Source organism: Microbacterium sp., from assembly GCF_036823965.1.
Lineage (GTDB): Bacteria > Actinomycetota > Actinomycetes > Actinomycetales > Microbacteriaceae > Microbacterium.
The window spans coordinates 177775-199452 of the sequence record NZ_DAITBE010000004.1; the positions used below are offsets into that span (position 1 = coordinate 177775).

The following is a 21678-nucleotide window of genomic DNA, read 5'->3' on the forward strand; positions in this document are numbered from 1 at the left end:
GTGACCGAACGAGCTCCTCTCTCCCGCAAACTGTCCGCGATCGCCGAATCCGCGACCCTCAAGGTCGATGCCAAGGCGAAGGCTCTCAAGGCTGAGGGCAAGCCCGTGATCTCGTATGCGGCAGGCGAGCCGGACTTCTCGACGCCCCAGTTCATCGTGGATGCCGCGGCCGAGGCGCTCGCCGACCCGGCCAGTTACCGGTACACGCCAGCAGCCGGACTCCCGGCGCTGCGCGAGGCCATCGCCGCGAAGACGCTGCGCGACTCGGGGCTCGAGGTCTCGCCGAGCCAGGTCATCGTGACCAACGGCGGCAAGCAGTCCGTCTACCAGGCGTTCCAGGCCGTGGTGAACCCCGGCGACGAGGTGCTGCTGCCGGCGCCGTACTGGACCACCTACCCTGAGGCGATCCGTCTCGCCGACGGCACCCCGATCGAGGTCTTCGCCGGCGCCGACCAGGACTACAAGGTCACCGTCGAGCAGCTCGAGGCCGCCCGCACCGAACGCACCACCGCATTGGTCTTCGTCTCGCCGTCGAACCCGACCGGGTCCGTCTACACCGCCGAGGAGACGAAGGCGATCGGCGAGTGGGCGCTCGAGCACGGCATCTGGGTCATCAGCGACGAGATCTACCAGAACCTCACGTACGAAGGCGTCAAGGCGACCTCGATCGTCGAGGCGGTCCCCGAGGTCGCGGGGCAGACGATCCTCGTCAACGGTGTCGCGAAGACCTACGCCATGACCGGCTGGCGTGTCGGCTGGATGGTCGGCCCCGCCGACGCCATCAAGATCGCCGCGAACCTGCAGTCGCACCTGTCGAGCAACGTGAACAACGTCGCGCAGAAGGCCGCGATCGCCGCGCTGAACGGCCCCCAGGACGAGGCCGAGCAGATGCGCGAGGCATTCGACCGTCGCCGCCGCCTGATCGTCGCCGAGCTGTCGAAGATCGACGGCGTCCGCGTGCCGAACCCGCTCGGCGCGTTCTACGTGTACCCCGACGTGCAGGGCCTGCTCGGCCGCACCTGGGGCGGCGTGACGCCGACGACCTCGCTCGAGCTCGCCGACCTCATCCTCGACCAGGCCGAGGTCGCAGTCGTTCCCGGTGAGGCGTTCGGACCGAGCGGGTACCTCCGCCTCTCCTACGCCCTCGGCGACGATGCACTCCTCGAAGGGGTGCAGCGCCTCCAGCGCCTGTTCGCCTGAGCCCACGAATCGAGAAGGCCCCCTCGCACAGTCGCCTGCAGAGGGGGCCTTCGTCGTGCTGTCAGGATTCCGGCTGGTAGCCGATCAGCCAGCGGACGCCGTAGCGATCGACGAGCGTGCCGTCCCAGTCGCCCCAGGGGCGTCGCTGCAGCGGATCGATCACGCGTCCGCCGACCGAGAGATCGGCGAACCAGCCGGTCAGTGTCGAGGCGTCAGCGGTACCGAGCAGCGAGAAGAACATGCCGTTCATCTGCACGGCATCCGCATCGATGCCGGCATCCGCGCCGGAGAGGTCGACGACCCCTTCCAGCATCGCGTGCGCGATCGCATCGGACGGGCCGTCGTGCCGTTCGAACTGGGCGTAGTCGAACATTCGCAGCTCGCCGCCGAACACCGACTGGTAGTGCCGCATCGCCTCGGCAGCGTTCCCGGGGAACAGCAGGTACGGAGTCAGTCCACTCATGCGGCGAGTGTAGCCCCGGAGCGGCGCCGCACTACAGCTCGACGTCGACGAGCACCGGCTCGGGCTGCAGCACCAGGCCGAACTCGGCGTGCACGCGGCTCTGGATGAATCGCGCGAGCTGCGCGACCTCGGCGGCGCTCGCGCCTCCGCGGTTCGTCAGGGCGAGGGCGTGCTTGGTCGAGACGGATGCGCGCGACCGTGGCAGCTTGAACCCCTTGCGGATGCCGGCCTGCTCGATGAGCCAGGCTGCGCTGACCTTGACGTCGGTCGGCTGGCGCCGTGGGGCCTCGACGAGTCCCTCGTACGTCGCCAGCGGGATCACGGTCACGGCGTCGAGATCCGGCGAGACCGGCCACCGAGGGCACTCCGGTGGCAGCGCACGGGCGACGCCCTCCGGCACGATCGCGTTCTGGAAGAACGAGCCGACGCCGTGCGTGTCCGGATCGTTCTCGTCGAGCAGCATGCCCTTCGACGCCCTGGTCGCGAGGATGCGTTCGCGCACCCAGGCGAGCGGCACGGGAGTGTCATCGGAGAGGCCGAGCGCCCGACGCAGCTGCTCGCCGCGCACGATGCGCTCGCTCGCCACCACCAGGTCGACCGTGGCGGACAGGATCACGGCACGCCGCTCCGGCACGCTGCCGTAGTGGTGCTTGAGCACGGAGGTGCGGAAGCCGAGTCCGAGCTCGGATGCCGGGACGGTCGAGATCACGCCGGTGCTCTCGTCGATCAGCTCGACCTCGACCAGCGTCTCCTGGATCTCCTGGCCGTAGGCGCCGATGTTCTGCACCGGCGCAGCGCCGACCGTGCCGGGGATGCCGGACATCGCCTCGAGGCCCGCGTAGCCGTGCTCGACCGCGTAGGCGACGAGCGCATCCCAGCCGTGCCCCGCCTGCGCGCGCAGGCGGATCCGTCCTGTGTGCGGCGAGGGCAGCTCTTCGATGCCCTCGGTCAGCACCCGGATGACGGTGCCCTCGAACGGCTCATCGCCGACGAACAGGTTCGACCCGCCGCCGAGCACGAACCAGTCGTCTCCGCGGGACCAGGTGTCGCGCAGCGCCTCGACGAGGCCCTCGGTCGTGTGCGCCTCCTGCATCCGCTCCGGGGCGGCACCGGTGCGCAGCGTCGTGAGCTCTGCGAGACGGATCGGCTCGATCTCGCGCATCAGACCACGCCCATCAGACGGCGACGCGCAGCTGCGCCTTGACGAGCACGGTGGTCTCGTCGAACGTGACCTTCAGATCGATGCGAGCGGACTCGTCGTCGACCGCGCCGACCGTCGCGAGCACGTGCACGTCGGCGCCGTCGGTGGCGTCGACCACGACCGGCTTGGTGAAGCGGACGCCGTAGTCGAGGATCCTGGTGCCGGGCTCGAGGGCGGCGACGACGACCGACGACGCGATGCCCATGGTGAGCATGCCGTGCGCGAGCACTCCGGGAAGACCGACGGATGCTGCGACGTCATCGCGGTAGTGGATGGGGTTGAAGTCCCCAGAGGCACCGGCATAGCGCACGAGCGACTCCCGGTCGAGGTGCACGGTTCGCTCGGCGATCGTGTCTCCGACTGCGTACGCCATCACTCCCCCTCTCCGACCAGCAGCACGCTGGTCGCGGTCACGACGTGGGCGCCGTCGACATCGGTGATCTCGGCCTCGCTGGTGATGAGCGCGTTGCCGCCCATCGTGCGGATGCCGGTGACCTCGAGCCGTCCGACGAGCTCGTCGCCGGCCACGATCGGACGCGAGTAGGTGAAGCGCTGCTCGGCGTGGATCGTGCGCGCGAGCACGATGCCGGAGTCGTCGAGGGCGAGCAGCTGCTGCAGCGTCTGGTCCTGGACCACCATCGCGAAGGTCGGCGGCGCGACGACGTCGGCGAATCCGGCCGCGCGGGCCGCCTCGACGTCGGTGTGCTGCGGGGCATCGGCGAAGACGGCGCGAGCGAACTCGCGAATCTTCTCTCGTCCGACGAGGTACGGGAGCGTCGGCGGGAACTCCCGGCCGACCAGTTCTGGGTTCACTGCCACCTCTCGATCCTACCGAGGGCAGCCGGCACCCGTGCTCCGATCAGCCCTTCTTCCGACCGCGGATCGCCTTGAGCGCCATCTGCACCGCGATCACGACGAGGTATGCCGCGAACAGGATGTTGCCGACGGACGGGTCGACGATGGTGGCGATCCACGCGCCGAGGGCGGTGGTCGTGCAGGCCGCGACGCCGATCAGGGCTCCGGCCAGCAGGTCGACGTTGCGATGGCGGATGTTGCCGACCGTTCCCGAGATCGCGGTCGGGATCATCATGAGCAGCGAGGTGCCCTTCGCGATGAGATCGCTGGTGCCGAACACGAGCATCAGCACCGGGACGACGATCACCCCGCCGCCGACGCCGATGAGTCCGGCCAGGACGCCGGTGCCGACACCGACCGCGACCAGCGCGATGCCGGTGAGCCAGGTCAGTTCGAACACGGCATCGCGAGAGGGGACGACCAGGAACAGCGTGACGATCACGACGACGAGGAAGCCGACGAAGCCCCACCGCAGCGCGGTCTGCGAGATCCGCGGCAGCAGGCGGGTGCCGATCTGCGCGCCGACCACGGCTCCGGCCGCGAGGATCAGCGCCGGGATCCAGGCGACCGAACCCGACACGGCGTACGAGATCACGCCGACGCTCGCGGTCGGCACGATCGCCGCGAGCGAGGTGCCGGCGGCGAGGCGCTGGTCGAAGTGCAGGAACAGGACGAGCAGGGGTACGATCACCGTGCCACCGCCGACACCGAAGAGGCCGGAGAGGAGGCCGGCGAGGAGGCCGATCCCGATGAACGCCGCGTACGCTCGCGGCCCCCGATGCAGGCCAGTGGCGGCGTCGTTCACGCTTCGTTCCTTCCACGCGACCCGACGAAGGCCGCACCGTGCTCAGCCTACTCCCGCGACCCGCTCGTCCTGTTCCGTGCTCAGACCTCCGAGTCCGTGCGTATCGGCACCGCGATCGACTCGGTGAGCGCCTGCTCGTACCGCCGCTGACGGCGGCGCAGCCACAGTCCGCCGACGATCAGGAGTGCCAGCACACCGTACGCGATCGCTGCGAACGGCTGCGCGACGAGCGTCGTCAGATCGCCCTGACTCAGCTGCAGCGCACGGCGCAGCTGCGCCTCGCCCATCGGTCCCAGGATCATGCCGACGACGAGCGGCGCGACCGGGAAGCCATAACGCCGCATGAAGTAGCCGAGCACACCGATCACGAGCAGGATGAGGATGTCGACGACCGAGTAGTTCAGCGCGTAGGCGCCGAAGGCGGCGAACATGAGGATGCCGGCGTACAGGTACGGCCGAGGGATCTGCAGCAGTTTCACCCACATGCCGACGAGCGGCAGGTTCAGCACGAGCAGGATCACGTTGCCGATGTAGAGGCTGGCGACCAGCGCCCACACCAGCGAGGACTGGCTCGTGAAGAGCATCGGCCCCGGCTGGAGGCCGTAGGACTGGAAGGCGGTCAGGATGATCGCGGCCGTCGCCGTCGTCGGCAGGCCGAGCGTCAGCAGCGGCACGAGCACGCCGGCGGCCGCCGCGTTGTTCGCGGACTCCGGTCCTGCGACGCCCTCGATCGCGCCCCGTCCGAACTCGTCCTTGCGCTTCGAGAGCTTGCGCTCCGTGGCATACGACAGGAAGGTCGCGACGTCGGCACCGCCCGCCGGGATCGTGCCGATCGGGAAGCCGATCGCCGTCCCGCGCAGCCACGGCTTCCACGAGCGACGCCAGTCGTCTCGCGTCATCCAGTTCTTCCATCCGCGGCTCACCGGGATCACATCGATCGCGCCGTGCCGGAGCCGCGCCGCGATGTACAGCGTCTCCCCCACCGCGAAGAGTCCGACCGCCACCAGCACGATGTCGATGCCGTCGGCGAGCGGCAGCAGCCCGAGCGTGTACCGCTGCTGTCCGGAGAGCTGGTCGGTGCCGATCAGGCCGAGGAACAGTCCGACGCCGAGCGAGAGCAGCCCGCGCGGCACGGACGAACCCATCAGGGCGCCGACCGTGACGAAGGCCACCACGATCAGCGCGACGTAGTCCGACGGTCCGAGGTTCACCGCGAACTGGGCGAGCACCGGTGCGAGCAGCGTGAGGCCGATCGTCGCGATGGTGCCGGCGATGAACGAGCCGATCGCAGCCGTGGCGAGGGCCGCGGCCCCTCGACCGAGCTTGGCCATCTTGTGCCCCTCGATCGCGGTCACGATCGAGGCGGACTCCCCCGGGGTGTTCAGGAGGATGCTGGTGGTCGAGCCGCCGTACATCCCGCCGTAGTAGATGCCGGCGAACGTGATGAGCGCCGCGGTCGGATCGAGCGTGTAGGTGAGCGGCAGCAGCAGCGCGACCGTCATCGCCGGCCCGATGCCGGGGAGCACGCCGACAGCGGTGCCGATCAGCACGCCGAAGAACGCGAAGACGAGGTACTGCGGCTGCAGCGCGGTGGCGAAGCCTTCCAGGAGCAGGGTCCAGCTGTCCATCAGAACATCCTCCCCAGCCACCCGAGCGCCGGGCCCCAGGGCAGCGAGAGCCCCAGCAGTCCGCCGAACACGACCTGGACGACGAGCGCGAGCACGACGCCGATGATCAGCGCGCGCCACCACTTCTTGGCGCCGAGCGACCACGCGACCCCGCCGAACAGGAGTGCGGCGGCTGGGGCCCAGCCGAGCACCTCGATGAGCGCGAGGTGCGCGACCAGGAATGCGGCGATCTTCACGAGCGTGATCCAGTCGGTCGGCAGGCTCTGGTCGACGTCCTCGCCGTCCTCCGGCACCCCTCGGTCACCCCGGAGGATGCCGATGACCACCGCGACCGCCGAGCCGAGCAGCAGCACCGCGACGAAGATCGGGAACACGGTCGGCCCGACCTGCGAGCCGACGGGCACGTGGATCGTGAACACGCCGATGAGCGCGAACAGCCCGAGCGCGACCATGAGCAGGGCGAACACGAGTTCGCCGGGCGGGAGACCACCGAGGAGCCGTGCGGGTCGGTCGACGCCGACCCGCACCTCCTCGGATCCCCGCAGAGACCCGCGCGCCATGTCAGCCGACCAGACCGATGTTCTGCAGCGTGGTCGTGACCTCGTCGATGTTCCCGGTGAGGTAGTCCTCGAACTCGGCGCCGGTGAGGAAGGCGTCGGCCCATCCCCTGGTCTCGAGCTCCTCGGTCCACGCATCCGTGTCATGCAGCTCGGTGACGATGCGCTCGAGCTCGGCACGGTGGGCGTCGTCGATGTCACCGGGAGCGATCACGCCGCGCCAGTTGGTCAGCACGACGTCGTAACCGGAGTCGGTGATGGTGGGCACGTCGGGCAGCTGCGGAACCTCCGCGTCGGACGAGACCGCGAGCGCCCGCATGGTGCCTGCCTCGATGTGCTGCAGGAACTCGCCGACGCCGGAGATGCCGGCTGAGACCTTGCCGCCGAGGATGAGCGAGGTCGCCTCGCCGCCGCCCGAATTCGGCGTGTAGTTGAGCTTCTCGGCGATCTCGGCGCCGTCGAGGCCCGCCTCCTCCAGCATGAGCCCGGCGAGGATGTGGTCGGCGCCGCCAGCGGACCCACCCGTGATCGTGACCGCCTGGCCGGTGTCGACGACGTCCTCGACCAGATCCTCGAGCGTGTCGTACTCCGAGTCGGCCGGAACCACCACGACGAGGGGCTCATCGGTCAGCCGGGCGATCGGCGTCATGTCCTCGATGCGGACGGCGGACGCGTTGGTCTCCACCGCACCGACCATCACGAGGCCCATGACCATGAGCGTGTCGGGGTCGCGCTCGTTCGCGAGCTGCGCGAGCCCGACCGTGCCGCCTGCGCCGCCGACGTTGGTGACCGGCGCGGAGCCGACGATCTTCTCCTCGGTGAGCAGCTGCGAGAGCGCCCGGCCGGTCTGGTCCCACCCGCCGCCCGGGTCGGCCGGGACGACGATCGACAGATCCGTGACGGTCACCGCCTCGTCGCTCTGATCCGCGGCCGGCGCCGAGCCGCCTGCGCATGAGGTCAGTGTCACTGCGGCGACCGCCGCCAGTGCGACCAGGGTGCCGATGCGTGCTGTGTTCATGATGCGCTCCTCCTTGAGCGTCGATGAATGCTGTCCGTCAACCCTGGGAGCAGCGACCCCGGCGCTCAAGCTTCGGAAACTATTGCTCCCGGTTCCGAAACTATTGGTCGCGAACGCCGCCTCCATCCGCTCGCGGGCTGCACCGGCACCCGCGACAATGGTCAGGTGGCTTCGAAGATGACGCTTCGCGTGCAGCTGCTGCTTCTGCAGGCGCTGATCGTGTTCCTCGTGACGCTCGCGACCGGTGTGGTCGCCGGGGCGTTCCAGGAGCATGCGCTCCGGGAGGGCTACAAGGACCGGATGCAGGCGGTGGCCCAATCGATCGCGCAGCTGCCGACCATCCTCGAGGCCTTCGACGACGCCGATCCATCCGCGGAGATCCAGCCCGTCGCCGAGGTCATCCGCAAGGCGTCGGACCTGGCCTATGTCGTCGTCGCGAACTCCGACGGCATCCGCTACTCGCACCCGGATCCGGACCGCATCGGGGAACGCGTGTCGACGGACCCGTCGATCCCGCTCTCCGGCGAGGTCTACGTCGGCACGCAGACCGGCACGCTCGGCCCGTCGTGGCGGGTCAAGGTGCCGATCCGCGATGCCGACGGCACAGTGATGGGCACCGCATCCGTCGGCATCCTCGAGTCCGAGCTCAACGCCGAGTTCATGTCGAACCTCTCCTGGCTCATCGCCGCGATGCTGGCGGCCGCCGTCGCCGGCGTCTTCGGCTCGGCGTGGGTGACCGCGGTCATCCGCCGCCGCATCTACCGACTCGAACCGCACCAGATCGCCGCGCTGGTGAAGAATCAGGAGACGACGCTGCATGGTCTCAGCGAGGGCGTGATCACGGTCGACGAGCAGGGACGCATCACGCTCGCGAACGACGCGGCCGCTCGCTTCCTCGGCACCGGCGTCGAAGCGCTGGACGGAGCGGATGCCGACGAGGCGCTGGGTCCTGAGCTCGCCACCGTGCTGCGCGAGGGAGAGACGGTCGGGCGGCCGGTCATCGTCGGCGCCCGTGTGCTGGTGGCTCGCAGTACCGGCAGCGATGCCGGCGGGCGGGGTGTCGGGGCGACCCTGCTGCTGCGCGACCACACCGAGCTGCACGACGCGGTCCGACGCGTCGAGACGGCGGATGCGATCATCGCGTTCCGGGAGCGCTTCGGGGTGCCCAAAGGGCTGAGCGCAGAGACGCTCGACCGGGTCGTGGCCGCGCTCGTCGCGCATCCTGATGCTTCGGCGTCGGAGATCGGCGATGACGTGCAGGTCTCACGGGTGAGCGCTCGTCGCTACCTGGAGCACCTCGCGAGCTCCGGCAGGGCGGTCCGCACACTCGACTACTCCACCAAGGGACGGCCGAGCACGCGCTACCGGGTCATCGAGGGGGCCGACTCCCGGCAGGAGCCGGGGAATCCTCGATGAGCTCTGGGACGCAGTCCCCGTCTATGCGACACTTGATCCCATCACCGGGGACGACGCGGTCTCCGGCCGGATCGAAGGAGATCTCATGGTTCGCAGCACCTTCCCCGATGTGGAGATCCCCGACGTCTCCGTCTTCGACTTCCTGTTCGGCGACCTCGACGACGCCAGGCTCGACGCCACCGCGCTGATCGACGGGACGAGCGGCGCCGAGACCACCTACCGTCAGCTCATCGGCCAGATCGAGCTCTTCGCGGGTGCGCTCGCAGCGCGCGGGGTCGGCGTCGGCACGCGTGTCGGCGTGCTCTGCCCGAACATCCCCGCGTTCGCGACGGTGTTCCACGGCATCCTCCGCGCCGGCGCCACCGCGACCACCGTCAACTCGCTCTACACAGCCGACGAGATCGCCAACCAGCTCACCGACGCCGAGGCCGACTGGCTCATCACCGTGTCGCCGCTGCTCCCGGGCGCGCAGGCAGCGGCCGAGAAGGTCGGGATCGCCGCCGACCACCTCATCGTGCTCGACGGCGCCGACGGGCATCCGTCCCTCCCCGCACTCCTCGGAGAAGGGCACCAGGCTCCGGACGTGACGTTCGACCCTGCCGAGCACCTCGCGGTGCTGCCGTATTCCTCCGGCACGACCGGTCGTCCCAAGGGCGTGATGCTGACGCACCGCAACCTCGTCGCGAACGTGAGCCAGTGCCGCTCGACGATCTCGCTCGCCGACGACGACCGCGTCCTCGCGGTGCTCCCCTTCTTCCACATCTACGGTATGACCGTGCTGCTGAACTTCGCACTCCGCCAGCGCGCTGCGCTCGTCACGATGCCGAAGTTCGATCTCACCGACTTCCTCAGGGTCGTCGCCGAGCATCGGACGACGTGGGTGTTCATCGCGCCGCCGATCGCGGTGGCCCTGGCGAAGCATCCGCTCGTCGATCAGTACGACCTGTCGTCGATCAAGGTGATCTTCTCGGGAGCCGCTCCCCTCGACGGAGCGCTCGCGTCCGCGGTCGCGACGCGTCTGCACTGCACGGTCTGCCAGGGCTACGGCATGACCGAGACCAGCCCGGTGACGCACGCGATCCCCGCGGACCGCGACGACCTGGACCGCTCGAGCGTCGGGCTGCTGCTCGCCGGCACCGAGGCCCGGCTGGTCGACTCCGAGACCGGGCGCGATGTCGAGGCGCCGACCGAGGGCGTGAGCGAGCCGGGTGAGATCCTGATCCGAGGCCCCCAGGTGATGAAGGGCTACCTGAACCGTCCTGATGCCACGGCGGAGATGCTCGACGACGACGGATGGCTGCACACCGGAGACGTCGCCACCGTGACGCATGACGGGATCTTCCGCATCGTCGACCGCTTGAAGGAGCTCATCAAGTACAAGGGCTATCAGGTCGCACCTGCCGTGCTCGAAGCGGTGCTGCTGGAGCACCCCTCGATCGCGGATGCAGCGGTCATCGGCGCATCCGACGACGACGGCCAGGAAGTGCCGAAGGCCTTCGTCGTGGTGCAGCAGGGTGCGGAGCTCGATGCGGATGCCGTCATGGCCCACGTCGCCGCGCGCGTCGCACCGCACGAGAAGGTGCGGCAGGTGGAATTCATCGACGCGATCCCCAAGTCGGCCTCCGGGAAGATCCTGCGCAAGGACCTCCGCGCGCGCTGACCCGCCCCGGCTCAGGAAACGACGAAGCCCGCCACCCCGGAAGGGGCGGCGGGCTTCGTCGTGATGAGAGGTGCTTACTTCTCGACAGCGTCCTCGGCGGCAGCCTCGGCTGCTTCGCCCTCGGCCTGCGACTCGGCACCGGCGTCGGCGGCGTCCTCGGCGGGAGCCTCCTCGACGGGAGCCTCCTCGACGGGGGCTTCCTCGACCTTTGCCGGCTTCTCAGCGGCAGCGGTCTTCTTGGCCGACTTCGCCTTCGGCGTGACGGGCTCGAGGACGAGCTCGATCACGGCCATGGGTGCGTTGTCACCCTTGCGGTTGCCGACCTTCGTGATGCGGGTGTAGCCACCCTCACGGTCAGCGACCAGCGGAGCGATCTCAGCGAAGAGCGTGTGCACGACGCTCTTGTCGCCGATGACCGCGAGCACGCGACGGCGTGCGTGCAGGTCGCCGCGCTTGGCGAAGGTGATCAGACGCTCGGCGAGCGGACGCAGGCGCTTGGCCTTGGTCTCGGTCGTCTTGATCGACTTGTGGGTGTAGAGCGCCGCTGCGAGGTTGGCAAGCATGAGGCGCTCGTGTGCGGGGCCGCCTCCGAGGCGGGGACCCTTGGTGGGCTTGGGCATAATCGTCTAACTCCTGGTCAGAAGGTCGGGGTTCAGAAGGACTCGTCTTCGCTGCCGCCGTAGAAGTGGGCGCCGTCGAAACCGGGCACCGAATCCTTGAGCGACAGACCGAGCGAGATGAGCTTGTCGCGCACCTCGTCGACCGACTTCTGGCCGAAATTGCGGATGTTCATGAGCTGCGTCTCCGACAGGGCGACGAGCTCGGAAACGGTGTTGATGCCCTCACGCTTCAGGCAGTTGTACGAGCGGACCGACAGGTCGAGGTCCTCGATCGGCATCGACAGCTCGCTGGAGTTCACTGCCTCCACCGGCGCCGGGCCGATCTCGATGCCCTCGGCCTCGACGTTCAGCTCGCGGGCGAGGCCGAACAGCTCGGTCAGCGTCTTGGCGGCCGAAGCGACGGCATCGCGCGGGACGATGCTGTTCTTGGTCTCGACGTCGAGGATGAGCTTGTCGAAGTCGGTGCGCTCACCGGCACGAGTCGCCTCGACGCGGTAGCTGACCTTCAGGACGGGCGAGTAGATCGAGTCGATCGGGATCTGACCGGCCTCGGCGTACTCGTTACGGTTCTGCGTGCCCGAGACGTAGCCACGGCCACGCTCGATCGTCAGCTCGAGCTCGAACTTCGCGGTGTCGTTCAGCGTCGCGATGACGAGCTCGGGGTTGTGCACCTCGACACCGGCCGGAGCCGAGATGTCAGCGGCGGTCACTTCGCCAGAACCGGTCTTGCGCAGGTACGCGGTGATGGGCTCGTCGCGCTCCGAGGAGACGACCAGTCCCTTGATGTTGAGGATGATCTCGGTGACATCCTCCTTCACGCCGGGGATGGTGCTGAACTCGTGCAGCACACCGTCGATGCGAACGCTGGTGACAGCGGCGCCGGGGATCGACGACAGCAGGCTGCGACGCAGCGCGTTGCCGATCGTGTATCCGAAGCCGGGCTCCAGAGGCTCGATGATGAACCGGCTCCGGTTCTCGACGATCTTTTCCTCGGTGAGTGTGGGACGCTGTGCAATAAGCACTCTGTGTTCCTTTCGATCACATGACCGCTATATGACATGTGGTGGGTGAGGTCTTGAGTTGTGGAAGTCGATGCCCGCATGCGGGCGGAGAGCCGCCCGGCCCTCAGACGTTGGCTCCCTGAGCCTGTCGGAGGGCGAGCGGCTCACCGAGCCGGATCAGACGCGGCGACGCTTCGGCGGACGGCAGCCGTTGTGCGCCTGCGGGGTGACATCCTGGATCGAGCCGACCTCGAGGCCAGCGGCCTGGAGCGAACGGATCGCGGTCTCGCGGCCGGAGCCCGGACCCTTCACGAGGACGTCGACCTTCTTGACGCCGTGCTCCGCAGCCTGACGGGCAGCGGACTCGGCTGCCATGCCGGCGGCGTACGGGGTCGACTTGCGGGAGCCCTTGAAGCCCACGCCACCCGACGATGCCCACGCGATGACAGCGCCGGACGGGTCCGTGATCGAGACGATCGTGTTGTTGAACGTCGACTTGATGTGGGCCTGGCCCAGCGCGATGTTCTTCTTTTCCTTGCGGCGCGGCTTGCGCGCGGCGGCCTTGGGTGCAGCCATGAAAGTGTTCTCCTAGTCCCTGAGGCCGCGCTTAGCGGGCCTTCTTCTTGCCTGCGACGGTGCGCTTCGGGCCCTTGCGGGTACGGGCGTTGGTCTTGGTGCGCTGACCACGGACCGGGAGACCACGACGGTGGCGGATGCCCTCGTAGGAGCCGATCTCGACCTTGCGGCGGATGTCTGCTGCAACCTCGCGGCGCAGGTCACCCTCCACCTTGTAGTTGCCTTCGATGTGGTCGCGGAGGGCGATCAGCTGCTCGTCGCTGAGGTCCTTCACGCGGATGCTCTCGTCGATCTCAGTTGCCTTGAGGATCTCGACCGAGCGGGTACGGCCGACGCCGTAGATGTAGGTAAGGGCGATCACCACGCGCTTGTCGCGCGGGATGTCAACGCCGGCAAGACGTGCCATGCGGTTCTCCTGGATGTTGTGGAGGTGTGGAACAGGATCGGTGCCCGGGCCTCCGCCCCGAGGTGTCGGCGTCGATTGTCTCGTACCGGTCACCCGGTCGCTGAGCCAGTCGAAGCGTCTGATCCTGCCGTCTGTGTATTCAGTTGTGAGATGTGCGCGAGCGATGCCGCGCAGCGCAGGTGCTTAGCCCTGACGCTGCTTGTGACGCGGGTTGCTCTTGCAGATCACCATGACGCGGCCGTGACGGCGGATCACCTTGCAGTGATCGCAGATGGGCTTGACGCTGGGGTTGACCTTCATGATGTTTCCTGTTCGCTGTCTTCGTACCGCCCCGAATCCGAGGCAGGCCGTTACTTCTCGACCGGCTAGCGGTAGCGGTAGACGATACGGCCGCGGGTGAGGTCGTAGGGGCTGAGCTCCACGACCACGCGGTCTTCGGGGATGATGCGGATGTAGTTCTGCCGCATCTTGCCTGAGATCGTTGCCAGGACCTTGTGTCCGTTGCTCAGTTCAACGCGGAACATCGCGTTGGGGAGAGCCTCGGAGATCACGCCCTCGATCTCGATGACACCGTCTTTCTTAGCCATAGCCTCGCTGACGCTTCTGCAGACCGGTCGATCTGCGGTGGGTGATTGGGTTGTGGTACTGCGCCGCCGGACACGCCGAATCAAGGCACAAAGCACCAAAGATCTATGTTAGACGCTCTGGGGCCATCCGGCAAATGCAGAGGCCCCGAGTCCGCTGGGAACTCGGGGCCTCCCGCAGGTCATCCGCCGAAGATGTCCGCGAACTGCGTGGCGATCTCGGTGTTGTCGATGCGCTTTCCATCGATCTCGACCGTCGGCGTGCCCTTGATGTCATGCTCCTTCGCCTGAGCGACAGGGAACTTGATGTACTCCTTGTCGGCGATGCAGTCAGCCGACTTCGTCGCACCGGCCTGCTCCGCGTACGACGCGAGCTGGTTGTCGTCGAGCCCCGCCGAGCCCTCTGCGGGCTGATTCTGGAAGAGCAGGTTCATGAAGGGGATCGCCGAGTCGGGGTCGTTCTCCGCGACGCAGTACATGGCCGCTGCCGCGCGCGACGAGTACTCGGTCGTCGAGCGGAAGTCGAGGATGGCGATCGGGTGGATGTTCAGCGTGATCTCGTCGTTCGCTGCTGCCGTCTGAAGCTGCTCACCGTACGCGTCTTCGAACTGGCCGCAGATCGGGCACATGAAGTCGATGTACGTGTCGATCGTCTTGTCGCCCTTGCCGACGGTGATCGCGCCGGTCTCCTCGCTGATCAATGCGCCGCCGGGCGTCGGACCGGGAGCGGTCGCCTGATTGTTCAGGAACACCACGAGTCCGCCGAGGACCACCAGCACCACGACCACGGCGGCCGAGACGCCGATCGCGAACCAGTTGGTGTTGCTCTTCGCCGCTGCCATTACTTTCCGATCTCTCGAGGCTCGACCCCGAACGGGGCGAGTCCGGCTCTTCCACCATCGGGCGCGGTCAGCACCCAGATACCCCCATCATGCAGGGCCACGCTATGTTCCCAGTGTGAGCCATCTGTGCCGTCGACGGTCGTGACGGTCCAGTCGTCGTCCTCGATGAACGTGGCCTCGCCGCCCGCCGTGACCATGGGCTCGATCGCCAGCACGAGACCGGGCTTGACCTCGGCGCCGGGGTCAGGTGTGCGGTAGTTGAAGACGCTGGGCGCCTCGTGCATCTTGCGACCGATGCCGTGACCCACGTACTCGCGGAGGATGCCGTAGGTCTCCCCCGACACCTCGGACGGCCCCTGCGCCTCGATGTACGCCTGGATGGCCGCACCGATCTCGCCGATGTGGGATGCCGAGGCCATGGCAGCGATACCGGCCCACATGGAGCCCTCGGTGACGCGGGAGAGCTCCTCGCGTCGGGCGACGAGCTCTGGACGCTCAGGGTCGGGGACGACGAAGGTCACGGCGCTGTCGCCGTTCCACCCCTCGAACTGCGCTCCGCAGTCGACCGAGACGATGTCGCCGGCCTGCAGCACGCGCTCCCCGGGGATGCCGTGCACGACCTGCTCGTTGACCGAGACGCAGATCGTGTGGTGGTAGCCGCGCACGAGCTGGAAGTTCGACTCGGCGCCGCGGGCGATGATCGCGGCGTTCGCCGCTGCATCCAGCTCCAGCGTGGTGACACCCGGACGGATCAGCGGCCGCACGGCGTCGAGCGCCGCCGCCGTGATGAGCCCTGGCTCCACCATGGACCTCAGCTGAGCCGGGGTCTTGTAGATCGACCGGCGGAACATCTCCGGACGCTCAGGCCGCGAGGCGCAGACCGCGAGCGGTCAGTGCGGCGAACACGCGGGAGGTGATCTCGTCGAGCGAGCCGACCCCGTCGATGCGGTCGACGATGCCCTTGGCGCCGTAGACCTCGAGGATCGGAGCGGTCTCGCGCTCGTAGATGTCGAGGCGGTGACCGATGGCCTCAGGGGTGTCATCCGATCGTCCCTGCTCGGTGGCGCGGAGCGTCAGACGCTCCAGGCTCTCCTCGCGGGGCACGTCGAGCAGGATCACGGCGTCGAGGGCCGCGCCGCGCTCAGAGAGGAACGACTCCAGGTGCGCCACCTGCGCGGTGTTGCGCGGGTACCCGTCGAGCAGGAACCCGTTCGCCGCGTCGTCCTGCGACAGACGGTCGCGCACGATCTCGCTGGTCAGCTCGTCCGGCACGAGGTCGCCCTTGTCGAGGATCTGCGTGACCTGCTGGCCGAGCGGAGTCCCCTCCTTGATGTTCGCGCGGAAGATGTCGCCGGTCGAGACGACCGGGATGCCGTAGGACTCGGCGATGCGGACACCCTGCGTGCCCTTTCCGGAGCCCTGCGGGCCGACGATCAGGAGACGTGCGGATGTCGTCATCGAAGAAGCCCTTCGTAATGGCGCTGCTGCAGCTGCGCGTCGATCTGCTTGACCGTCTCGAGACCGACACCCACGATGATCAGGATGGACGCGCCACCGAACGGGAAGTTCTGGTTGGCGCCGACCGTGGCGAGGGCGATCAGCGGGATCAGCGCGATGAGACCCAGGTAGATGGATCCGGGAAGCGTGATGCGCGTCAGGACGTAGTCGAGGTACTCGGCGGTCGGACGACCGGCACGGATGCCGGGGATGAACCCGCCGTACTTCTTCATGTTGTCGGCGACCTCGACAGGGTTGAAGGTGATCGCGACGTAGAAGTAGGTGAACCCGATGATCAGCAGGAAGTAGGCCAGCATGTAGATCGGGTGGTTGCCCGTGGTGAAGTACGTGCTGATCCAGGTGACCCAGGCGGCCGGCGTCGAGCCGTCCTGCGGGGTGTTGAACTGCGCGATGAGCGCAGGGATGTACAGCAGCGACGAGGCGAAGATCACCGGGATCACACCCGCCATGTTCACCTTGATCGGGATGTACGTGTTCGTGCCGCCGTACGTGCGGCGTCCGACCATGCGCTTGGCGTACTGCACCGGGATCCGTCGCTGCGACTGCTCGACGAACACCACGAGGCCCATCACGATGATGCCGACCAGCAGCACCAGCAGGAAGGTCTCGAAGCCGCGGCTCTCCCAGATCATCCACATCGCGCCGGGGAACGTGGCAGAGATCGAGGTGAAGATGAGGAGCGACATGCCGTTGCCGATGCCGCGCTCGGTGACGAGCTCGGCGAACCACATGATGAGGCCGGTGCCGGCGGTCATCGCCATGATGATGAGCAGCTGCGCCCACCACACGTCGTTCGTGAGCAGGTTCTGGCAGGCTGCGATGTCGGATGCACCGAACAGCTGGCCGCTGCGAGCGACCGTGACGAGCGTCGTCGACTGCAGCAGCGCGAGAGCGATCGTCAGGTAGCGCGTGTACTGGGTCAGGCGGGCCTGGCCGGCCTGGCCTTCCTTGTGCAGCGCCTCGAAGTGCGGGATGACGACGCGCAGCAGCTGGGTGATGATCGTCGCGGTGATGTACGGCATCACACCGAGGGCGAAGATCGACAGCTGGAGCAGCGCACCGCCGGAGAAGAGGTTGACCAGCCCCAGGAGTCCGTCGGCACCCTGGTTCTGCGCGAGGCACTGCTCCACGTTCGGGAAGTTCACGAACGGCGCGGGGACGTTGGACCCGAGACGGTAGATGGCGACGATGGCCAGGGTGAAACCGATCTTCCGACGCAAGTCGGGCGTGCGGAAGATCCGCGCGATGGCGCTAAACAAGGACGTTCCTCCTGAAAAGGTTGCCGGATCCCGAAGGACGGCTGAATGACCAGGGTAACCTACCCCGACCATGCCGGGAGACCGAAGCACAAGAGGGGCCGGAGAATCTCCGGCCCCTCTTGTGTGATGGTTACTTGACGGATCCGCCTGCAGCCACGATCTTCTGCTCGGCAGAACCCGAGACCTTGTCGACCGCGACGGTGAGCTTCACGGCGATGTCGCCGTTTCCGAGAACCTTGACCTTCTCGTTCTTGCGAACGGCACCCTTGGCGACCAGGTCGCTGATGGTGACATCGCCACCCTTCGGGTACAGCTCCGCGAGCTTCTCCAGGTTCACGACCTGGTACTCGACGCGGAACGGGTTCTTGAACCCGCGCAGCTTCGGGGTGCGCATGTGCAGCGGCATCTGCCCACCCTCGAAGCCGACGCGAACGGTGTTGCGAGCCTTGGTGCCCTTGGTACCACGACCAGCGGTCTTACCCTTGGAGCCCTCACCGCGACCGACACGGGTCTTCGCGGTGTTGGCGCCGGGGACGGGACGCAGGTGGTGCACCTTCAGCACGCCGGGGCGGGATGCCGGAGCATCCTTCTTCGGCGCAGCCTTCTTGGCAGCGGGCTTCTTGGCCGCGGAGTCAGCCGTGGCGTTGGAGGCGGCGGCCTTGGCCGGTGCCTTCTTCGCTGCGGGCTTCTTCTCAGCGGCAGCCTTGGGAGCGGCAGCCTTCTTCGGGGCCTTCTCGGCCTCGACGGCGTCGTTCTTCTCAGCCATTAGTCGATCTCCTCAACCTTGACGAGGTGGGCGACGGTCTTGACGTACCCGCGCGTCTGCGCGTCGTCGGGGCGAACGGTGCTGTCACCGATTCGCTTCAGACCGAGGCTGCGCAGCGTGTCACGCTGGTTCTGCTTCTCGCTCACCTTGGACTTGACCTGTGTGACCTTGAGGCGCGCAGCCATCAGGCACCTACCTTCTGTGCGGCGATGGCGTCTGCCTCCGCGCGGACCAGACGCGCCGGAGCCACCTGGTCGAACTCGAGGCCGCGACGTGCGGCGACCGCACGGGGCTCCTCGAGCTGCTTCAGGGCAGCAACGGTCGCGTGCACGATGTTGATCGTGTTCGACGAGCCGAGCGACTTCGACAGCACGTCGTGGATGCCGGCGCACTCGAGGACGGCGCGAACCGGACCACCCGCGATGACACCGGTACCGGCAGCAGCCGGACGGAGCAGGACCACACCGGCGGCCGCCTCACCCTGCACGGGGTGCGGGATGGTGCTGCCGACGCGCGGAACGCGGAAGAAGTTGCGCTTAGCCTCTTCGACACCCTTCGAGATCGCCAGGGGGACCTCTCGTGCCTTGCCGTAGCCGACACCGACCAGACCGTTGCCGTCACCGACGACCACGAGGGCGGTGAAGCTGAAGCGACGACCACCCTTCACGACCTTCGAGACGCGGTTGATGGTGACGACGCGCTCCAGGAACTGGTTGTCGCCACGATCGCGCGAGTTGCGGTCACGTCCGCCACCCTGGTTGCGATCGCGACCGCCACCGCGGCGGCCCTCGCGAGCCGGCTCAGCCTGGGTCGTGCCGGCGGCCGTCTCAGAGACGACAGCAGCCGCCTCAGGAGCGGCAGCAGCCGTTTCGGTCACTTCGTTCTCCTTGTTGTCACTCACAGTGCCAGCCCCCCTTCACGGGCGCCATCGGCGATGGCTGCGACACGACCGGCGTAGCGGTTGCCACCACGGTCGAACACTGCCTCGGAAACGCCGGCGGCCTTCGCGCGCTCGGCGAGCAGCTCGCCGACCTTGCGTGCCTTGGCGGTCTTGTCACCCTCGAGCGAGCGCAGGTCGGTCTCGAGCGTCGAAGCCGACGCCACGGTGTGACCCTTGCTGTCGTCGACGAGCTGCACGAAGACGTGGCGAGCCGAACGGTTGACGACGAGGCGCGGACGCACCTCGGTGCCGACGACCTTCTTGCGAAGGCGGGCGTGACGACGCGCGCGGGCGTCAGACTTTGACTTGAGAGCCATGGTTACTTACCACTCTTTCCGGCCTTGCGACGCACGTTCTCGCCGGCGTAGCGCACACCCTTGCCCTTGTACGGCTCGGGCTTGCGGATCTTGCGGATGTTCGCAGCTGCCTCGCCGACAGCCTGCTTGTCGATTCCGCTGACGGTGAGCTTGTTGTTGCCCTCGACCGTGAGCGTGATACCGGCCGGCGGGTCGATGAGGACCGGGTGCGAGAAGCCGAGGGCGAACTCGACCGAGCTGCCCTTCTGCGCCACGCGGTAACCGGTTCCGACGACCTCGAGACCCTTGGTGTAGCCCTGGGTCACGCCGATGATGTTGTTGTTGATGAGCGTGCGGGTCAGGCCGTGAAGCGACCGCGACTCACGCTCGTCGTCGGGACGGGAGACCAGAACCTGGTTCTCCTCGACCGCGACCTCGATGGGGCTGGCCACCGTCAGGGTGAGCTCACCCTTGGGGCCCTTCACCGCGACCTCACGGCCGTCGACCGAGATGGTCACGCCCGCGGGAACGTCGATGGGAAGTCGTCCAATACGCGACATTTCGGATTACCACACGTAGGCGAGAACTTCTCCGCCCACGCCCTTCTGCTCTGCCTGACGGTCGGTGAGAAGACCGGAGGAGGTGGACAGGATGGCCACGCCGAGACCGCCGAGGACCGTGGGGAGCTCGGTGGACTTCGCGTACACGCGGAGGCCGGGCTTCGAGACACGCTTGATGCCGGCGATGGAGCGCTCGCGGTTCGGGCCGTACTTCAGCGTCAGCGTCAGGTTCTTCCCGACGCGAGCGTCAGAGATCTCCCAGCCGGCGATGTAGCCCTCCTGCTGGAGGATGTCGGCGATGTGCGTCTTCAGCTTGCTCGACGGCAGGGTCACGGAATCGTGGTGCGCCGAGTTCGCGTTGCGCAGACGGGTCAGCAGATCTGCGACCGGGTCTGTCATTGTCATTGTTGTTTTCCTTTGTTCATGAGGTTCCGGCTGCCGTTACACGACAGACGGCCTGCGATGACACGCAATCTTCAATTGTACGGCCACTTCGACGAACTCAGTGACCGAACGACAGGCTCAGAGACCGGAAGGTCTCTGAGCCTGTCGAAGGGTTACGCCTGCGCGTCTTCCGAGCGGAACGGGAAGCCGAGGTGACGGAGCAGTGCCCGACCCTCGTCATCCGTCTTCGCGGTGGTGACGACGGTGATGTCGAAACCGCGAACCCGGTCGATCTTGTCCTGATCGATCTCGTGGAACACGCTCTGCTCCTGGAGACCGAAGGTGTAGTTGCCGTTGCCGTCGAACTGCTTGCCCGAGAGGCCGCGGAAGTCGCGGATACGGGGCAGTGCGAGCGAGACGAGGCGGTCCACGAACTCCCACGCGCGGTCACCGCGGAGGGTGACGTGCGCGCCGATGGCCTGACCCTCACGCAGCTTGAACTGCGCGATGGACTTGCGAGCCTTCGTGACGATCGGCTTCTGGCCGGTGATCTTGGTGAGGTCGTCGACCGCACCATCGATCACCTTGCTGTCGCGAGCTGCCTCGCCGACACCGGTGTTCACGACGACCTTGACCAGTCCGGGGATCTGCATGACGTTCGCGTAACCGAACTCTTCCTGCAGCGCCTTCTTGATCTCAGCGTTGTACTTCGCCTTCAGGCGGGGCTGGATCTTGCCAGCCACCGCGGCGTCGGTGGTTGCCATCAGAGGTCCTTACCTGACTTCTTCGCGAAGCGCACGCGGACGTTGCGCTTCACGCCGTCCTTCACCTGCTCCTCGACCCGGTGGCCGACCTTGGTCGGCTTCTTGGTCGAGGGGTCGACGAGTGCGACGTTCGAAATGTGGATGGAGGCCTCGACAGTCTCGATGCCGCCCGTCTTGGTGCCACGCTGCGTCTGACCGACGCGGGTGTGCTTGGTGACGTAGTTCACGCCCTCAACGATGACGCGGTTCTTCTCGGCAAGGATCTCGAGGACCTTGCCCTGCTTCCCGCGGTCGCCGCCACGCTCCTGCGTGGCTCCGGTGATGACCTGAACCAGGTCACCCTTCTTGATCTTCGCCAT

General features: G+C 67.4%; 29 protein-coding genes. 3 read left to right on the forward strand and 26 right to left on the reverse strand.

The features are described 5' to 3' along the window. Positions 1–1200, forward strand: a complete 1200-nt coding sequence (locus tag V7Z82_RS08900) for a pyridoxal phosphate-dependent aminotransferase (protein ID WP_334150243.1) — start codon at positions 1–3, stop codon at positions 1198–1200. 61 nt (positions 1201–1261) lie between these two features. Here V7Z82_RS08900 and V7Z82_RS08905 read toward each other — a convergent pair whose 3' ends face one another. The 8 genes from V7Z82_RS08905 to V7Z82_RS08940 all read right to left on the reverse strand — a co-directional run bounded on the left by V7Z82_RS08905 (position 1262) and on the right by V7Z82_RS08940 (position 7727). Then, entirely contained in the window at positions 1262–1663 is a 402-nt protein-coding gene (locus V7Z82_RS08905; RefSeq protein ID WP_334150244.1) for a VOC family protein, read from the reverse strand. Between the two features lie 31 nt (positions 1664–1694). Further along, positions 1695–2825, reverse strand: coding sequence for a UDP-N-acetylmuramate dehydrogenase (locus tag V7Z82_RS08910; RefSeq protein WP_334150246.1), 1131 nt, complete (start codon positions 2823–2825; stop codon positions 1695–1697). 13 nt (positions 2826–2838) lie between these two features. Next, positions 2839–3237: a MaoC/PaaZ C-terminal domain-containing protein gene (locus V7Z82_RS08915; RefSeq protein ID WP_334150248.1), complete on the reverse strand. Its 399-nt coding sequence runs from the start codon at positions 3235–3237 to the stop codon at positions 2839–2841. Further along, positions 3237–3683: an FAS1-like dehydratase domain-containing protein gene (locus V7Z82_RS08920; RefSeq protein ID WP_334150250.1), complete on the reverse strand. Its 447-nt coding sequence runs from the start codon at positions 3681–3683 to the stop codon at positions 3237–3239. The genes V7Z82_RS08915 and V7Z82_RS08920 overlap by 1 nt, the downstream gene beginning before the upstream one ends. A 40-nt stretch (positions 3684–3723) precedes the next feature. Next, complete coding sequence (locus V7Z82_RS08925) at positions 3724–4524, reverse strand: sulfite exporter TauE/SafE family protein (protein WP_334150253.1); 801 nt, start codon at positions 4522–4524, stop codon at positions 3724–3726. 80 nt (positions 4525–4604) lie between these two features. After that, a complete protein-coding gene (locus V7Z82_RS08930) occupies positions 4605–6152 on the reverse strand; it encodes a tripartite tricarboxylate transporter permease (protein ID WP_334150254.1) in 1548 nt (515 codons plus the stop codon). Next, positions 6152–6712, reverse strand: a complete 561-nt coding sequence (locus V7Z82_RS08935) for a tripartite tricarboxylate transporter TctB family protein (protein ID WP_334150256.1) — start codon at positions 6710–6712, stop codon at positions 6152–6154. The genes V7Z82_RS08930 and V7Z82_RS08935 overlap by 1 nt, the downstream gene beginning before the upstream one ends. A gap of 1 nt (position 6713) precedes the next feature. Next, positions 6714–7727 carry a Bug family tripartite tricarboxylate transporter substrate binding protein gene (locus tag V7Z82_RS08940; RefSeq protein WP_334150258.1) on the reverse strand — a complete coding sequence of 338 codons (1014 nt, stop codon included), beginning with the start codon at positions 7725–7727 and terminating at the stop codon, positions 6714–6716. 165 nt (positions 7728–7892) lie between these two features. Here V7Z82_RS08940 and V7Z82_RS08945 point away from each other — a divergent pair, with 165 nt between their 5' ends. Beyond that, positions 7893–9143, forward strand: a complete 1251-nt coding sequence (locus V7Z82_RS08945) for a PAS domain-containing protein (RefSeq protein ID WP_334150260.1) — start codon at positions 7893–7895, stop codon at positions 9141–9143. An 85-nt stretch (positions 9144–9228) separates the two neighbouring features. Then, positions 9229–10803, forward strand: coding sequence for an AMP-binding protein (locus tag V7Z82_RS08950; protein WP_334150262.1), 1575 nt, complete (start codon positions 9229–9231; stop codon positions 10801–10803). Between the two features lie 74 nt (positions 10804–10877). Here the strand turns inward: V7Z82_RS08950 and rplQ are convergent, their stop codons facing one another. The 18 genes from rplQ to rplX form a co-directional block, all read right to left on the reverse strand. After that, complete coding sequence (gene rplQ / locus V7Z82_RS08955; protein WP_334150264.1) at positions 10878–11423, reverse strand: 50S ribosomal protein L17; 546 nt, start codon at positions 11421–11423, stop codon at positions 10878–10880. Positions 11424–11455: 32 nt separating this feature from the next. After that, complete coding sequence (locus V7Z82_RS08960) at positions 11456–12445, reverse strand: DNA-directed RNA polymerase subunit alpha (protein WP_045278736.1); 990 nt, start codon at positions 12443–12445, stop codon at positions 11456–11458. 156 nt (positions 12446–12601) lie between these two features. Further along, positions 12602–13000, reverse strand: a complete 399-nt coding sequence (rpsK, locus tag V7Z82_RS08965) for a 30S ribosomal protein S11 (protein ID WP_017829189.1) — start codon at positions 12998–13000, stop codon at positions 12602–12604. Positions 13001–13031: 31 nt separating this feature from the next. Continuing rightward, entirely contained in the window at positions 13032–13406 is a 375-nt protein-coding gene (rpsM, locus tag V7Z82_RS08970) for a 30S ribosomal protein S13 (RefSeq protein ID WP_334150289.1), read from the reverse strand. A gap of 183 nt (positions 13407–13589) precedes the next feature. Further along, positions 13590–13706 carry a 50S ribosomal protein L36 gene (rpmJ, locus tag V7Z82_RS08975; protein WP_005050492.1) on the reverse strand — a complete coding sequence of 39 codons (117 nt, stop codon included), beginning with the start codon at positions 13704–13706 and terminating at the stop codon, positions 13590–13592. A 65-nt stretch (positions 13707–13771) separates the two neighbouring features. After that, complete coding sequence (infA, locus tag V7Z82_RS08980) at positions 13772–13993, reverse strand: translation initiation factor IF-1 (protein ID WP_017201569.1); 222 nt, start codon at positions 13991–13993, stop codon at positions 13772–13774. 179 nt (positions 13994–14172) lie between these two features. Continuing rightward, entirely contained in the window at positions 14173–14832 is a 660-nt protein-coding gene (locus V7Z82_RS08985; RefSeq protein WP_334150357.1) for a DsbA family protein, read from the reverse strand. Then, positions 14832–15683, reverse strand: a complete 852-nt coding sequence (gene map, locus V7Z82_RS08990; protein ID WP_334150359.1) for a type I methionyl aminopeptidase — start codon at positions 15681–15683, stop codon at positions 14832–14834. The genes V7Z82_RS08985 and map overlap by 1 nt, the downstream gene beginning before the upstream one ends. 10 nt (positions 15684–15693) lie before the next feature. Beyond that, a complete protein-coding gene (locus V7Z82_RS08995) occupies positions 15694–16290 on the reverse strand; it encodes an adenylate kinase (RefSeq protein WP_334150361.1) in 597 nt (198 codons plus the stop codon). Further along, positions 16287–17609 (reverse strand): preprotein translocase subunit SecY, encoded by a 1323-nt coding sequence (gene secY / locus V7Z82_RS09000; RefSeq protein WP_334150363.1) that lies wholly within the window; start codon positions 17607–17609, stop codon positions 16287–16289. The genes V7Z82_RS08995 and secY overlap by 4 nt, the downstream gene beginning before the upstream one ends. Before the next feature lie 130 nt (positions 17610–17739). After that, positions 17740–18375 (reverse strand): 50S ribosomal protein L15, encoded by a 636-nt coding sequence (rplO, locus tag V7Z82_RS09005; protein WP_052678921.1) that lies wholly within the window; start codon positions 18373–18375, stop codon positions 17740–17742. After that, a complete protein-coding gene (gene rpmD / locus V7Z82_RS09010) occupies positions 18375–18560 on the reverse strand; it encodes a 50S ribosomal protein L30 (protein WP_042538783.1) in 186 nt (61 codons plus the stop codon). The genes rplO and rpmD overlap by 1 nt, the downstream gene beginning before the upstream one ends. Further along, positions 18560–19252 carry a 30S ribosomal protein S5 gene (gene rpsE / locus V7Z82_RS09015; protein WP_374197751.1) on the reverse strand — a complete coding sequence of 231 codons (693 nt, stop codon included), beginning with the start codon at positions 19250–19252 and terminating at the stop codon, positions 18560–18562. The genes rpmD and rpsE overlap by 1 nt, the downstream gene beginning before the upstream one ends. A 20-nt stretch (positions 19253–19272) precedes the next feature. Continuing rightward, on the reverse strand, positions 19273–19632 hold the full coding sequence (gene rplR, locus V7Z82_RS09020) for a 50S ribosomal protein L18 (protein WP_029260926.1): 360 nt from the start codon (positions 19630–19632) through the stop codon (positions 19273–19275). A gap of 2 nt (positions 19633–19634) precedes the next feature. After that, a complete protein-coding gene (gene rplF / locus V7Z82_RS09025; RefSeq protein ID WP_045278742.1) occupies positions 19635–20171 on the reverse strand; it encodes a 50S ribosomal protein L6 in 537 nt (178 codons plus the stop codon). A 6-nt stretch (positions 20172–20177) separates the two neighbouring features. Beyond that, the gene (gene rpsH / locus V7Z82_RS09030) at positions 20178–20576 is read right to left on the reverse strand and encodes a 30S ribosomal protein S8 (RefSeq protein ID WP_334150374.1); all 399 of its coding nucleotides are present in this window, start codon (positions 20574–20576) and stop codon (positions 20178–20180) included. 152 nt (positions 20577–20728) lie between these two features. After that, positions 20729–21319 (reverse strand): 50S ribosomal protein L5, encoded by a 591-nt coding sequence (gene rplE, locus V7Z82_RS09035; protein WP_334150377.1) that lies wholly within the window; start codon positions 21317–21319, stop codon positions 20729–20731. Beyond that, entirely contained in the window at positions 21319–21678 is a 360-nt protein-coding gene (gene rplX / locus V7Z82_RS09040; RefSeq protein WP_230113953.1) for a 50S ribosomal protein L24, read from the reverse strand. Before rplX ends, rplE begins: the two co-directional genes overlap by 1 nt.